Origin of the sequence: Micromonospora haikouensis (assembly GCF_000876225.1) — a bacterium.
Taxonomy (GTDB): domain Bacteria; phylum Actinomycetota; class Actinomycetes; order Mycobacteriales; family Micromonosporaceae; genus Micromonospora; species Micromonospora haikouensis.
Map to the genome: position 1 here is coordinate 3,226,172 of NZ_JXSX01000001.1, position 12,722 is coordinate 3,238,893.

The following is a 12,722-nucleotide window of genomic DNA, read 5'->3' on the forward strand; positions in this document are numbered from 1 at the left end:
GGGCCCGCCCTCAGCCGACCGCGGCCAGGCCGCCCGTCGGCTGCGGGCTCCAGCTCACGCCGACCAGGTCGGCCACGGCGAGGGTACGCGACGCGGCGGTGCGGGCCAGGCCGGCGGCGAGCAGGTGCGCACCGCGTACGGTGGGCTCGGCCAGCCGCGCGGCCAGCTCCGCGATCGCCGCGCGTACGTCGTCGGGCACCTCGTGTCCCCGGCGCAGCAGCTGCCGTACGGCGATCTCGCCCAGCTCGGCGGCCGAGTGCGGCGGCACCCGCCAGCGCCGGCCGAAGGCGTCCGCCAGCCCCGGCACCCCGTCGGTCACCGGTTCCTCGCCGATCAGGACCACCAGCGGGTCGGCCGGGTTGTCGCGCATCTCGTCGACCAACGCCTCCAACACCTCGGCGGCGCCCTCGGCGCGGGCGTGCTCGACGACCAGCACCCCGCCCCGCGCGTCGCGGACTGCCGCCCGGACCAGGTGGCGGGCCTGGCCGGGCCACTGCGGCGCGAGCTCGCCGGCCACCGACACCCGGACCAGCTGGCCGGTCGACACCAGGCCCAGCTCGGACAGCGCCGCAGCGTAGTGCCGGGCGTACTCGGTGCGGCCGTCGCCCCGCCGGCCGGTGATGACGACGTTGCCGGCTCTGCCGATCGACCGTTGACGGCCGCGTAGCCGGCAGAGCTCCACCAGGGTCGCCGCGGCGGCCTCGCGCACGGCCTCGCCGCCGACCAGCTCGCCCATCCGCCGCCAGCCGTGGGTCGCGTCGACCGCGCCGGCCGGGTCGGCCGCCGCGTCGGGCGCGGCGTCGGCCGGTGTCGGCAGCTCGTCGAGCAGGGCCAGCTCCGGCCCCAGGTCGGCAGCGGTCAGGCGGTTCAGGGCGACGTCCCGGCCCGGCGGCAGGGCCGCCAGCCGGGACGCCTGGTTGTTGATCATCGCCTCGAACAGCTTGCGGGCGACCCGGCCGTTGCCGAACGTCGGCCCCTTCGGCACCCGCTCGAAGTAGCGGGCCACGGCGTCGTGGGCGTCGTCGGTCAGCTCGTAGTAGTGCTTGGCGCACAGGTTCGACGTGATCGTGACCAGCTCGTCGACCGAGTAGTTCGGGAACTCGACGGTCCGGGTGAACCGGGAGGCCAGGCCGGGGTTGGAGTCGAGGAACCGCCCCATCAGCTCCGAGTAGCCGGCCACGATCACGACCAGCTCGTCGCGGTGGTCCTCCATCATCTTCATCAGCGCGTCGATGGCCTCCTGGCCGAAGTCCGGCCCGGACCCACCCGAGCCGGCGGAGAGCGTGTACGCCTCGTCGACGAACAGGACCCCACCCAGCGCCCTGGTGACCAGCTCGGTGGTCTTGATCGCGGTCGATCCGATGTACTGCCCGACCAGGTCCGCCCGGGCCGCCTCGACCAGGTGTCCCTTGGTCAGGACACCGAGCTCGGCCAGGACCGAGCCGTAGAGCCGGGCCACCGTGGTCTTGCCGGTGCCCGGCGGGCCGGCGAAGACGAGGTGCCGGCTCATCGGCGGCATCGGCAGGCCCATCCGCTGCCGCGCCTGCGCCATCCGGATGAGGTTGACCAGGGCGCTGACCTCCTGCTTGACGCCCCTGAGCCCGATCAGGCCGGCGAGTTCACCCAGCGCCCCGGCCGGCGACTCCGCGCCGGGCGGTGGGGTCGGCTGCCCGTCGTCGGCCGGGGACGCGTCGGGCGGGCGGGGGGAGTGGCCCGGCGCGCGAACGGGGTCCTCCGTGTCCCGCAGCGCCACCCGGGCGTCCGCGCCGCGGCGCAGGTCCTCCCCGGCGCTGCCCCGCACCGTGCAACGGGTCAGCTCGACCGGCAGGCCGGTGTCGACGCCGACCCCGTCGCCGGCGCTGTCCAGCACCTCGCACTCGGTGAGGGTGCCGCTGCTGCCGGGGCCCAGCAGCACGCCGGTGCCGCCGGCGTCGCGGATCCGGGTACGGGCGGCCGTGAGCAGCACCCCGTCCCCGGCGGTCAGCGCGGTGCCCGATGCCGCCACGATCTCGCAGTCGCGGACGGTGACGGTCGCCGCGTCCACGGCGAGCAGTCCGGCGCCCCGCAGCCGGGCCGATTCGAGCCCCAGGGTGGACCCGCCGCCGACCGTGACGGCGTGCTCGCCGCCGCCGGAGAGCCGCGCGTCGCACACCGTCGCGACGCCCCCGCCCCGGACCTCGACGGCGACCCCCGCGCCGCCGTCCACCCGCAGGTCCGTGCCCTCGACCGTCGCGCCGTCCACCAGCAGGCCGGCGCCGGCGAACCGGTCCGCGCGCAGCCGGCTCAGCTCGACGCCGGCGCCGCCGACGACCCTGGCGACGTGCTCGCCGGTGCCGTGCACGGTCAGGCCGTCGAACCGTGGCCGGCTCCCGCCGTCGGCCTGGACGCCGACGGGGGAGTCGGCGACCGTGCAGTCGGTGAAGCGGGGGCGGGCCCCGCCGGTGACGTGCACGGCGGCCCCGCCCGCCGAGCGGAAGAGGCAGTCGTGGAAGTGCGGCGTGGCGCCGTCGGCCACGTGCGCCGCCTGCACCTCGGCGCCGGTGAACTCGGAGCCCGTGATCGTCACGTCCACCTCGCCGCGCACGTAGAGGTCGACGTTGCGGCTGTCGCGGACGGTGAGCCCGGTGACCCGGGCGTGCCCGCGCTGCTCCACCACCAGCGCGGGCTTGCCCGCACCGGTGATCCCGCACTCCTCGATGACGCAGCGGGCGTCGCCGTTGACGCAGATGCCGTTGTCGCCGGGGCTGCGCACGGCGCTGCGCCGCAGGGTGAGCACGCCCTTCTCGGCGACCACGATGCCGGACGAGCTGACGTCGGTGACCACCGTGTCCTCGACCGTGCTGAGCCGGTCCGAGGTGACCACGATGCCGGCGCCGCCCGTGCTGCCGACCGTGCAGCCGTGCAGCGCGATGGAGCCCTCGTGCCGGGCCAGCAACGCCACCCACGCGGCACCCCGGACCGTGCAGTTGTCCAGCGCGACCTGCCCGGAGTGCACGTCCACGGCGGCGAGCCGGTCGTCCGCGCTGGAGAGCACGATGCCGCGCAGTTGCGCCCCCGTGCCGTTGCCGACCAGGACGCTGCCCTCCTCGACGTGCACCTCGACGGTGCCGACGCCGTCCTCGGCGGCGATCGTGACGCTGTTGCCGACAACGAGCCTCTCGCTGTAGCGCCCGGCGTGCACTGCGATGGTCGTGCCCGGGCGGGCCCGCGACAGCGCGGAGCCGATGGTCGGGTACGCGTTCGGGCGGCCGCCGCCGACCACCAGCACCTCGCCGCTCATCGCGCCGCACCGCCGACGAGGCCGGGCAGCGCGGCGAACCGGCCCGCCGCCCCGGGGCCCACCCGCGTGGCGGGTTCGGCCTCGGCCCACCGGTCCATCCCGCGCCGCAGCGTGGTCAGGGCCAGCTCGTCCAGGGACAGCCGGTGGGGGTCGACCCGCCCGTCGGGGTCGATCTCGTTGGTGCCGAGCTCCCGCATCATGACGTGACCGCGCCGGCCGCCCTCAGGGCGGCGTACCTCAAGGATCTTGAAGCTGGTGCCGGGCACGAACAGCACCCGGTCGTCGGCGCGTTCCTCGCCGCCGGGTTCGAGCAGGGCGGTCCGGCGCGCGGTCATCGACCACAGCAGCACGTCCACGTCGCCGTCCTGACCGGCGCACGGCGCGGTGAGGGCGTTGACGAAGCCCCACTCGGTGACCAGCCCGCCCCGGCGGTAGAGCGCCCACTGGGCGTCGGAGGCCGTGGTCGTGTAGACGGTGGCGCCCCGGTGCGACGGCAGCCGGGACAGGCCGGCGACCGCGCAGCGGGCGAAGGGCACGTGCGGGCCGGGCTCCCCGCTGCGCAGGCCCGCGTCGATGGCCGCGCCGCGCCGGGACAGGTAGAGGCGGACGGCCACCCAGTCGGCCAGGACCTCGTCGACGGCGTGCCCGGCGCTGCGCTGCATCCCCGGATGCTCGGACAGCAACCGGGCCACCGAGCTGGCCAGCTGGTCGAACTCGCGGCTCAGCGTCCGCCGCAGCCAGGCCCGCTCGTCGGTCAGCGGTCGTCCCTCGACCAGCAGCGCAGCCGCCGCCGGAGCGGGGACGGGTTGCCGGCGGACCGGGGCCGGTGCGGGCGCGGGCGGGCGCGGCGTGGGGGCGGTGCCGGTCGCGTCGGAGGCGGTGCCGTGCGGGCGCGGCGTGGGGGGCGGCGGGGCGGACGTCGGTCCGGGCGACACCGGCGCCAGCCCGACCGCCAGCGCGATCGGCTCCGGCACGGCGGCGATCGGCACGGCGGCGGCCGGCTCCGGCCCGACGGCCGTGACCGGCTCGATCGCGGCGACGACCTCGGCGGCGAGGACCTCGGCGGCGACACCCACGACGGCAGCGGCGGTCCCGATGGTGGGGGCGGGCGGCAGGACTCCGACGGCCGGTGACGCCGGGACGGCCGAGAGCGCCGCGACCGGCGGCCGATCCGCGTCGGGGCTCAGCGCGCCGAGCGCCGGCCCGGCGGGCCGTGGCTCCGGGGCCAGGGCCGACGCGGGCAGCAGCACGTTGCCCGCCGCCGTGCGCTCGTCGAGCCGGGCCAGCACGTCCGCGGCGAGCTCCCGCATCCGGGCGGCGGTCTCCTCGACCGAGTCGTCGAAGAACAGGGTGCTGTGCTCCGGGTCGACGAACGCGGCGCGCACCCGCTCGGCGTTCGGGGGCACCTGCGGCGGCCGGATCCACAGCCCGGCCTGCACGACCTCGATCACGGCGTCCGCGGCGTACCAGTAGACGCGCGGCTCCACCTCGTCGCTCCAGCGCAGCGGGCCACGGTGGCTGAGCACCACGGGACACCGGGCCGCCGACCGGGGGCGGGACCGGGGCGCGTATCCGAGCTCGCTGGCGAAGACGGGCCAGCCCAGCGACGCGTCGGCGCGTACGGTGCGGAACTCGGTCTGGTCCGGGGTGCCGATCGGCACCCCGGTGTAGCAGACCACCGTGGACTGGAAGAGGTCGGCGAGCCGCTGGCCGAGGGCCTCGCCGTCGGGCAGGTCGACGGTGCCGTACTGGACGAAGCGGGCCCGGGTGCGGCTGTCCGCGTCGAGATCGCGCCAGAACCGCATCACGTCGTCGAGCGACAGCGGCGCGGTGCCGGGGCAGCCGAGGAGCACGGTCATCGTCTCGTGGTGGCACGGCACGCCGCTCACCAGCCGGTCGCGGTGCCGCTCGATCAGCTCCGGCTCGCCGGTGTCGTGGATCCACACGCCGCCCGGCAGCGGCTCGATCTCCCCCGTCGAGCTGGACGCGCGACGCCGCACGGCGGCGGCGTCCCAGGACGGCGCCGGATAGCGCTTCGAGTCCCATTCCGGTGCCCGGCCGGGCCGGAACCGGATCCAGCCGCTGTCGGAGGCGGAGTGGACGAACAGCGATCCGGCCGCCCCCCGGACGAGGGTGCCGTCGGGGGCGACGACCGTGCGGTTGAGCCGCTCGGACAGCCACTGCCCGGCCATCGCCGCCGGCCCGTGCTGGCGACCGCAGGTCATCAGGCGGATGCCCCGGCGGCGGCGGGGCAGCGCCCCGGCCATCGACTCCCACGACGTGATCGGCATCCCGTCGGCGAGGTCCAGCACGACCACGTCGTTCTCGTGGTCCTCGGCCACGGAGAGCGCCAGCGACTGGGCCTCCGGGCTGATCACGCCCTCGGCGTGCAGCACCACGGCGTTGCCCACGGTGTGCCGGACGATGCCTCCGGGGTCCCGGTCACCACGGAAGCGGCCTCGGAGCAGGGATACCACGGCGTTCCACCTTCCGTCGAGGTCGGGTGACGGGCGCACGACCCGCGCGGCTCGCCCGCTGCGGGCCATGCGGCAACCGGACCGTACAAGCGGGGGCCCGGCCGGGTCTGCGCCCCGGCGGCGGGGAGGTACGAGCGCGCAACATGACTGCACGCGAGCGCCAGGCTGGACGAGTGCGGGCCTCGGGGCGGTGCAGAATCAGACCGGCGGGGGCGACGGGGTGGATCAGTGGTCGTGGTTCAGCCAGAGCAGGACGGCCTCGGTGCGGTTCTGGACGCCGAGCTTCGCGAAGACGTGGTTGAGGTGGTTCTTCACGGTCTTCTCGGTGAGCCCCAGCCGGCGGCCGATGGCGGCGTTGGTGAGGCCGGTGCCCAGCAGGTCGAGCACCTCCTGTTCGCGCCGGGACAGTCCGTACCTGCGCAGCGCCGACCGCCGGGCCAGGTCGCGGTCCCGGGTGTCGTCCGGCGGGGGCTCGTGCCGGCGCAGCGCGGTGACCGCGACGGAGGCCGCGGTGGGCGACAGCCAGCTTCCCCCGGCGGCGACCTCCCGGACGGCGTCGAGCAGGTCGTCCGGCCGGAACTGGCCCCAGACCAGATAGCCGCCGGCCCCGCCGCGCAGCATCCCGGAGACCGTCCCGGGGTCGGTGTCGCTGGTCAACGCCAGGATCCTGGTGTGCGCGCTCAGGTCGCCGACGACCGAAAGCCCGTCGGCGACCGGCATGCGGTAGTCGAGCAGCGTCACGTGCGGGCGCAGGCTGGTCACCAGCCGCAGCGCCTCCCGGCCGTCCGACGCCTCGCCGACGATCCGCACGTCGGACGCCGCGGCGAGGAAGCCCCGCACGGCCGCCCGGACGATCGGGTTGTCGTCCACGACGACGAGGTCGATCATGCCGGTCGGTGCGCGGCGACCGGCGCGGGTCGCGGCACGCCGACCTCGACCGTCAGGCCGCGCCCCGGGCTGGAGCGCACCGTGGCCGTGCCGCCGACCGTGCGGGCCCGCTCCGCGATCCCCAGCAGGCCGTAGTGGCCCCTGGCGCGCAGCTCGGTGAGGTCGGCCGGCACGTCGAAGCCCTTCCCGTCGTCCTCGATGGTCAGCCGGAGCACCGTGCCGGTGTGCGCGAGGCCGACCGTCACCCGGCCGGCCTCGGCGTGCCGCTCGACGTTGTGCAGCGCCTCCCGCAGGATCCGGCTCAGTTCGTAGCGTACGGCCGCCGTCGGGTCGACGTCCTCGGCGGTCAGCCGCACTGGCGTCCCCGTGGCCGCCGACCACTCCCGGCAGATCCGGTCGAGGCTGGCGGCGAAGTCCTGGTCGGCGTCGTCGAGGCGGAGGCCCTCGATCAGGTCGCGCGCCTCGCCGGCGGCGGCGTCGGCGCCGGCCGCGACGACGTTGGCGAGCTGTTCGGCCAGCTCCGGGCCGCTGCGCAGCGACGCCGGCAGGGCCAGGGCGGCGAAGGAGACCCCCCGCAACGTCTTCGCCACCGAGTCGTGCAGCTCCCGGGCCAGCCGAGCCCGCTCGGAGGCCGCCGCCGACCGCTGCGCGACCCCGATGATGTCGACCAGCATGTCCACGTGCCGCACGGTCGCCTGCGTCACCCACGCGGCGACGATCCCCGTCACGACGGTCGCCATCGGGAACGCCACCACGAACGCGGACACCTCCGACGGCACGTCGTCGGCGCGCAGGATCCGCGCCGCGGCGATGAACCCGAGGAGCGCGTCCACCGCCCACAGCGGCCAGGCGCGGGTGCCCAGCAGCACCCCGGCCAGGGCGGCGCCGCCGGCGGCGAACAGGAAGAACGCCGCGCCGCCGGCCTGGAGGGCGAGCACCGCGCCGAGCAGCAGCGCGTCGATGGTGAGGGCGGAGCCGACGAACCGCACGCAGTGGGGGTGCCGGGAGAGCACGGTCACCTCGACGGCGGTCGACAGCACGACGAGGCCGATCACCATCAGCAGCCGGTCCGGGCGCTCGACGATGAGCAGGCCGGCGGCCGAGGCGGTGACCGTGACGACCGCCCGCCCGAGCAGGACGGCGCGGCACAGCGCCGCCACCGCCGCCAGCCGCTCGACCTGGGTGGCCGAGTGGATCCGGTCAGCCGACGATGGCGATGTCATCGAGGTAGAACCGGTTGACTTGTGGGACCTCGTCGGCGGCCACCACCAGGTCGATGCGGGTCAGCGAGGCGGCGCCGGTCAGCTGACCCAGCCGGACCGAGTAGTTGGTCCACCGGTCCGCGCCGGCGCTGACGGTGACCATGCCGCGCCCGGCGGGGGAGACGGAGACCCGCAGGACGGTGCCGTAGTCCCGGCCGCCCCACACCCGGAACCGCAGCACGTCGTCACCGTCGATGCGGACGGGCCGGGCCGCGATCAGCGCCATCTCGGTCTGCGGCAGCCCCGGCCGGGTGCGCTCCACCCGCAGGCCGACCTCGCCGGTGTCCGGGACCTTCCAGCCGGGCAGGAGCTTCAGCCCGTCGCCGGTTGCCCGCCAGCCGTTGCCGAAGCCAGCGTTGTAGACGCCGCAGGAAACCGCCGCGGTGAGGGTGACGTCGTTCCCCTCGGGTTCGGCGGCGCAGCGAGGCGTCGTGCCCGACGCGGTCGACCCGGAAGCGGGACGCGACGCGGAGCCGCCGGAGGGCGTGGCCGCGCCGGACCTCGGCGACGCGGCAGCCGACGACGGCACCGGGGTCGGCGAGCCGGACGAGGCCGGTGGGCCGACGGGCGTGCTCGCCGGAACCGACACCGCCATCGCCGGTGGGCTCGTCGCCGGCGGGTCGTCGTCGCCGGGCCCCATGATCAGAGACGGCAGGGCGATCGTCGCCACGGCGACGCCGACGAGAAGCGCGCCGAGCTGGACGCGACGCTGGGCCTCGCCCCGGGGGAGAATGTGCCGGTCGGACCCGGCGGTGTCCTCTGTGGACGAATCCTTCCCGCCCACATCGTCCCCCGTCCCCATGATTCGGGCACGATACCGGCCGCGGCGGAAGCGGAGCAAGTTGAGCCTGAGCAGATTGACGCGGTGTTTCCGTCCGGTGTCCAGCATGGATGCGAACAGCGCGATCTCGCCGGAAACTGTCGTCCGGCGATCCGGCGCCGCCATTGCGAAACGACGGCGGGGCCCGCGAATTGGGCCCCCCACAACGACCGCGGTGGGCACTTGGACCCATCGTCGCCGTAAACCGCTGACCTATGTTTTCCGGCGTCCACCCGGCGGCGGCCGGGAAGACGGTTCGTCGAAGCTGCGCAAAGGCGGTCAGCAATGGTGGGGACAGAACAGATGGAACGGGTCGCCGTCGGCGGAGCGGCCGCGGTGCGCCTGCGGGTGTCGGTCCTGGGCCGGCTCCGCGCCTGGGTGCACGGCAGTGAGATCGACCTCGGCCCGGCGCGGCAGCGGGCCGTGTTCGCGGTGCTCGCCGCCCGGGCAGGCCGGGCGGTCGGCCGGGACGAGCTGGTCGAGGCGGTGTGGGGCGCCTCCCCGCCGGCCACGGCGGTCGGCAGCGTCTACACGTACGTCTGCGGGCTGCGCCGCCGGCTCCAGCCGGACCCGGCCCGCCCCCCGGCCGGCGACCTGCTCACCTCCACGCCGCACGGCTACGTGCTGCGGCTGCCCGGCGACGCGCTGGACGCGGCGGTCTTCGAGCGCTGGCGGGCCGAGGCGGCGGCGAAGGTGGCCGCCGGGGACGCCGAGGGCGCCATCGGGCGGCTGGGCGACGCGCTGCGGTTGTGGCACGGCGACCCCTACGCCGGGCTCCGCGCGCCGCACCTGGAGTGGGAGCGGGAGCGGTTGACCGAGCTGCGGCTGGCCGCCGCCGAGCAGTGGGCCCGGCTGCTGCTCGACCGTGGCCGCGACGACGGGCTGGTGGCCGAGCTGGCGGGCCTGGCCCGCGCCAACTGCCTGCACGAACCCGTCCACGAGCTGCTGATCCGGGCGCTGCACCGGGCCGGCCGCCACGCCGACGCCCTCGTGGTGTTCCGACGGCTGCGGCGCACCCTGCGGGAGGAACTCGGCGTCGAGCCCGGTCCGGCCCTGCGCGCCGCGTACCGCCGGGTGCTGGCGGCGGGCGGGCGTCCCCCGGCCCGGGCCGAGGCCGCCCCGGCGTCGGCGGCGCGCGGCCACGGCCGCGACCACCCGGTCCCGTTCCGGCACGACCCCGCCCCGGCGCGCACGGCCTGACCGGGAAGCCAGACCAACCAGGGAGCAGGAATGACCGAACCGGCCACCAACAGGACGATCTTCGTGTCCGTGGCCTCGTACCGCGACCCGGAGCTCGTCGCCACGGTCCAGGACTGCCTGGCCAAGGCCGACCGGCCCGAGAGCCTCCGCATCGGGGTCAACTGGCAGCACGCCGACGGAGAGGACATCTCCGCGCTGCGCGGCGACGCGCGGATCAGGATCGTAGAGTTCGACGCGGCCGAGAGCCGGGGCGCCTGCTGGGCCCGCGCCGAGGTCATGCGGCTCTACGACGGCGAGGACCACTTCCTCCAGATCGACAGTCACACCCGGTTCGCGCCGGGCTGGGACAGCAGGGTGCTGCGGCACGCGGCGGCCACCGGTGCGGCGAAGCCGATCGTCACGTCGTACCTGCCGGCCTACGAGCCGGGCACCGACTGCGACGGCACGGGCGAGCCGACCGTGATGGTGTGCGAGAGCTTCACCGACGACGGCATCCCGCTGTTCGGCCAGCGGGCCATCGACGGCTGGCAGAAGCTCGCCGCCCCGCCCCGGGCGCGGTTCGTCTCGGCGCACTTCCTCTTCGCGCCCGGGTCGTTCGTCACCGAGGTCCCGTACGACCCACGGGTCTACTTCATGGGCGAGGAGATCAGCCTGACCGTCCGCGCGTACACCTGGGGTTACGACCTGTTCCACCTGCCGGACCCGCTGGCCTGGCACTACTACCTCCGCGAGGAGGGCGCGAAGCACTGGACCGACCACACCGAGCCCGGGGCGGGAAAGCCCTGGTGGGCGCGGGACCGGGCGAGCCGCCGCCGGGTCGTGACGATGCTGCGCAACCCGACGCCGGGCCCGTGGGGGTGCGGCCCGGCGCGCACGGTCGCCGACTACGAACGGTACGCGGGGATCGGGTTCCGGTCGGGCACCAGCTCGCCGGAGTGCCGCTCGGGCGTGGAGCCGTCGTCCGGGGCCCCGGTGGGCGTCGGCGCGGCCGGTTGAGCGCCGCCGCCGGGGCGGGCCGCGTCGCCGTCGGCCGGGGGAGTGTCCCACCGGACGACGGCGACGCGGTCGTCGGCGCGCAGGCAGCGCCCGGCAGCGGCGCTCACCTCCGCGTCGGTCATCAGCACCGTCTCGCGGACGAACTCGCCGGTCAGCCGGGTGGCGGCCGGGCCACCCGGGTTGACCAGCACGTCGACGCCGTCGACCAGCAGGGTCACCAGGTCGTCGAGGTCCCCGCGCCGCCACGCCGGCGGCGCGCTGCGGGCCCGGTGCGCGGGCCCGGTGGCCACCACCACGCAGGGCACGCCGTCGGGGGACCGGGCGACCAGGGGCCGCCCGTCGCCGTCCATGCCGATGTCGAGGACAGAGTCGCGGAGGACGAGCTGCAACTGTTCCGCGTCGGCCCGGTGGGACATGACGAGCCGCAGCACGGCGTCCAGCGGATCCGTCGGGGCGTTCTCGTCGCTCGGCACGTAACCGGGGTTCGCCCGGAACGCCCCGATGTCGCCGCCGTCGGTCACCGGCCACCCGCCGACGACCACCTCCAGCGGCGGCACCTCCTCGCCCGGCTCCGGCTCCCAGGCCGGGTCCATCAGGAGGAAGTAGTGCGCGGCGTCGTGCGGCAGCTCAGGCTGCATCTCGGCGGCCTCTCGGGTCGGGGGCACCGGACCTCACCGGGCCGGAGCCGCGGCGACGGTCCAGGCGGGCGGCTGCTCGACGGGAGCGGTCAGCGCCACCATCGCGCGGTGCGCGGCCACCGAGTCGACGACGGGACGGTCACCGGCCGACCGTAGGTGCGCCATCAGCTCGACGTCGGGGCTCAGCCCGTGGTTCTCCAGGTAGTACGCCACGGTGTCGGTCCAGATCCAGGCCCCGTCGGTGCGGTAGCTCATCGGCACCACGTCGCCGCGCCGCGGCTCGACGACGTCGGGTGCGCCGGCGGTCGTCGCCATCAGCACGTGCCCGGCGCGCAGGTAGGACAGGACGCGGTCCCGCTCCGGGCCGACCGGCAGCACCTCGTGGCCGGGGTCGAAGCGCGGCCCGGCGACCGGGTCGACCCGGTCGAAGACCCGGGCGATCGTGACCGGGCCGGCGGGCCGCGCGGCCCACAGCAGCGCGGAACGGCCGCGCGCGAGCCGCTGGTACGGCGGCAGCGCGGTCGCCGGACCGTACACCTCGACCTGCGGGTGTTCGACCCCGGCGGCCCACAGCGCGCCCTGCACGGCGGCGGCGATGCCGGGCTGCTCCTCGGGATCGGCCGTGGTCTCCAGCAGGTAGACCGGCACCGGCCGGCCCGGGTTCGTGGCGTTGGGCGCCCGCCACGCCCGCCACAGGCCGACGGCCCCCGGCGCGGTGGCCGCCACGGCGACGGCCGCCGCGTCCGGACCGCTGTCGGCGGCCACGGTCGACGTGAGGTCCAGCACCACCGGCACCATCGTGGCGGAAGCCCCGGGCAGCAGCGGCGCGAAGGCGTACGCCGGCAGGGCAGCCGCCCGCCCGGCGTTCGGCGGGGCGGGATCGTCGACGTCCGGCAGGGCGGCGGCCAGCAGCGCCGCCTCGGCGGCGTCGACGGTCAGCCGGCCCGACCCGACCGCGGCGCGCAGCGCCCGGGCCACGTCCCCGACGCGCCCCTCGGACAGCCGTTGCCGGGCCCCCGTGACGACCACGTCCGACACCCGTCCGGCCAGCCTGAGCAGCAGTTCGTGGTAACGCCCGAGCGTCGTCGGTTCGGTCATCGCCTGCCTCCCGTCCTGTCGTTGCGCCCCAACCTACGGCGGCGCGGCGTCCCGCGAGCCGTG

The 12,722-nt window shown here is 76.1% G+C and carries 9 protein-coding genes; 2 read left to right on the forward strand and 7 right to left on the reverse strand.

From position 1 onward, the window contains the following. Positions 1 to 10: 10 nt before the first annotated feature. The 5 genes from TK50_RS13315 to TK50_RS13335 form a co-directional block, all read right to left on the reverse strand. Positions 11 to 3,280 (reverse strand): right-handed parallel beta-helix repeat-containing protein, encoded by a 3,270-nt coding sequence (locus TK50_RS13315; protein WP_043963035.1) that lies wholly within the window; start codon positions 3,278 to 3,280, stop codon positions 11 to 13. Further along, complete coding sequence (locus tag TK50_RS13320; RefSeq protein WP_043963036.1) at positions 3,277 to 5,757, reverse strand: hypothetical protein; 2,481 nt, start codon at positions 5,755 to 5,757, stop codon at positions 3,277 to 3,279. Before TK50_RS13320 ends, TK50_RS13315 begins: the two co-directional genes overlap by 4 nt. A 225-nt stretch (positions 5,758 to 5,982) precedes the next feature. Then, on the reverse strand, positions 5,983 to 6,645 hold the full coding sequence (locus TK50_RS13325; protein WP_043963038.1) for a LuxR C-terminal-related transcriptional regulator: 663 nt from the start codon (positions 6,643 to 6,645) through the stop codon (positions 5,983 to 5,985). After that, positions 6,642 to 7,868: a sensor histidine kinase gene (locus TK50_RS32190; RefSeq protein WP_052503730.1), complete on the reverse strand. Its 1,227-nt coding sequence runs from the start codon at positions 7,866 to 7,868 to the stop codon at positions 6,642 to 6,644. Before TK50_RS32190 ends, TK50_RS13325 begins: the two co-directional genes overlap by 4 nt. Next, entirely contained in the window at positions 7,846 to 8,709 is an 864-nt protein-coding gene (locus tag TK50_RS13335) for a hypothetical protein (protein ID WP_144420229.1), read from the reverse strand. Before TK50_RS13335 ends, TK50_RS32190 begins: the two co-directional genes overlap by 23 nt. 303 nt (positions 8,710 to 9,012) lie before the next feature. Here TK50_RS13335 and TK50_RS13340 point away from each other — a divergent pair, with 303 nt between their 5' ends. Together TK50_RS13340 and TK50_RS13345 are read left to right on the forward strand one after the other, a co-directional pair. Next, entirely contained in the window at positions 9,013 to 9,927 is a 915-nt protein-coding gene (locus TK50_RS13340; protein ID WP_241773985.1) for an AfsR/SARP family transcriptional regulator, read from the forward strand. 30 nt (positions 9,928 to 9,957) lie between these two features. After that, entirely contained in the window at positions 9,958 to 10,923 is a 966-nt protein-coding gene (locus tag TK50_RS13345; RefSeq protein WP_063838568.1) for a GlcNAc-transferase family protein, read from the forward strand. On the opposite strand, the gene TK50_RS13350 is transcribed toward TK50_RS13345, so the two are convergent. After that, positions 10,812 to 11,588 carry a type VII secretion system-associated protein gene (locus TK50_RS13350; protein WP_063838569.1) on the reverse strand — a complete coding sequence of 259 codons (777 nt, stop codon included), beginning with the start codon at positions 11,586 to 11,588 and terminating at the stop codon, positions 10,812 to 10,814. The genes TK50_RS13345 and TK50_RS13350 overlap by 112 nt on opposite strands. A gap of 6 nt (positions 11,589 to 11,594) precedes the next feature. Then, positions 11,595 to 12,659, reverse strand: a complete 1,065-nt coding sequence (locus TK50_RS13355) for a hypothetical protein (protein WP_052503732.1) — start codon at positions 12,657 to 12,659, stop codon at positions 11,595 to 11,597. Positions 12,660 to 12,722 lie beyond the last annotated feature (63 nt).

Excerpts from the sequence above, each read along its gene's own strand:
- TK50_RS13325 (WP_043963038.1), bottom strand. The coding sequence starts at position 6,645 with ATGATCGACCTCGTCGTCGTGGACGACAACCCGATCGTCCGGGCGGCC.
- TK50_RS13345 (WP_063838568.1), top strand. The coding sequence starts at position 9,958 with ATGACCGAACCGGCCACCAACAGGACGATCTTCGTGTCCGTGGCCTCG.
- TK50_RS13355 (WP_052503732.1), bottom strand. The coding sequence starts at position 12,659 with ATGACCGAACCGACGACGCTCGGGCGTTACCACGAACTGCTGCTCAGG.
- TK50_RS13340 (WP_241773985.1), top strand. The coding sequence starts at position 9,013 with ATGGTGGGGACAGAACAGATGGAACGGGTCGCCGTCGGCGGAGCGGCC.
- TK50_RS13335 (WP_144420229.1), bottom strand. The coding sequence starts at position 8,709 with ATGGGGACGGGGGACGATGTGGGCGGGAAGGATTCGTCCACAGAGGAC.
- TK50_RS32190 (WP_052503730.1), bottom strand. The coding sequence starts at position 7,868 with ATGACATCGCCATCGTCGGCTGACCGGATCCACTCGGCCACCCAGGTC.
- TK50_RS13315 (WP_043963035.1), bottom strand. The coding sequence starts at position 3,280 with ATGAGCGGCGAGGTGCTGGTGGTCGGCGGCGGCCGCCCGAACGCGTAC.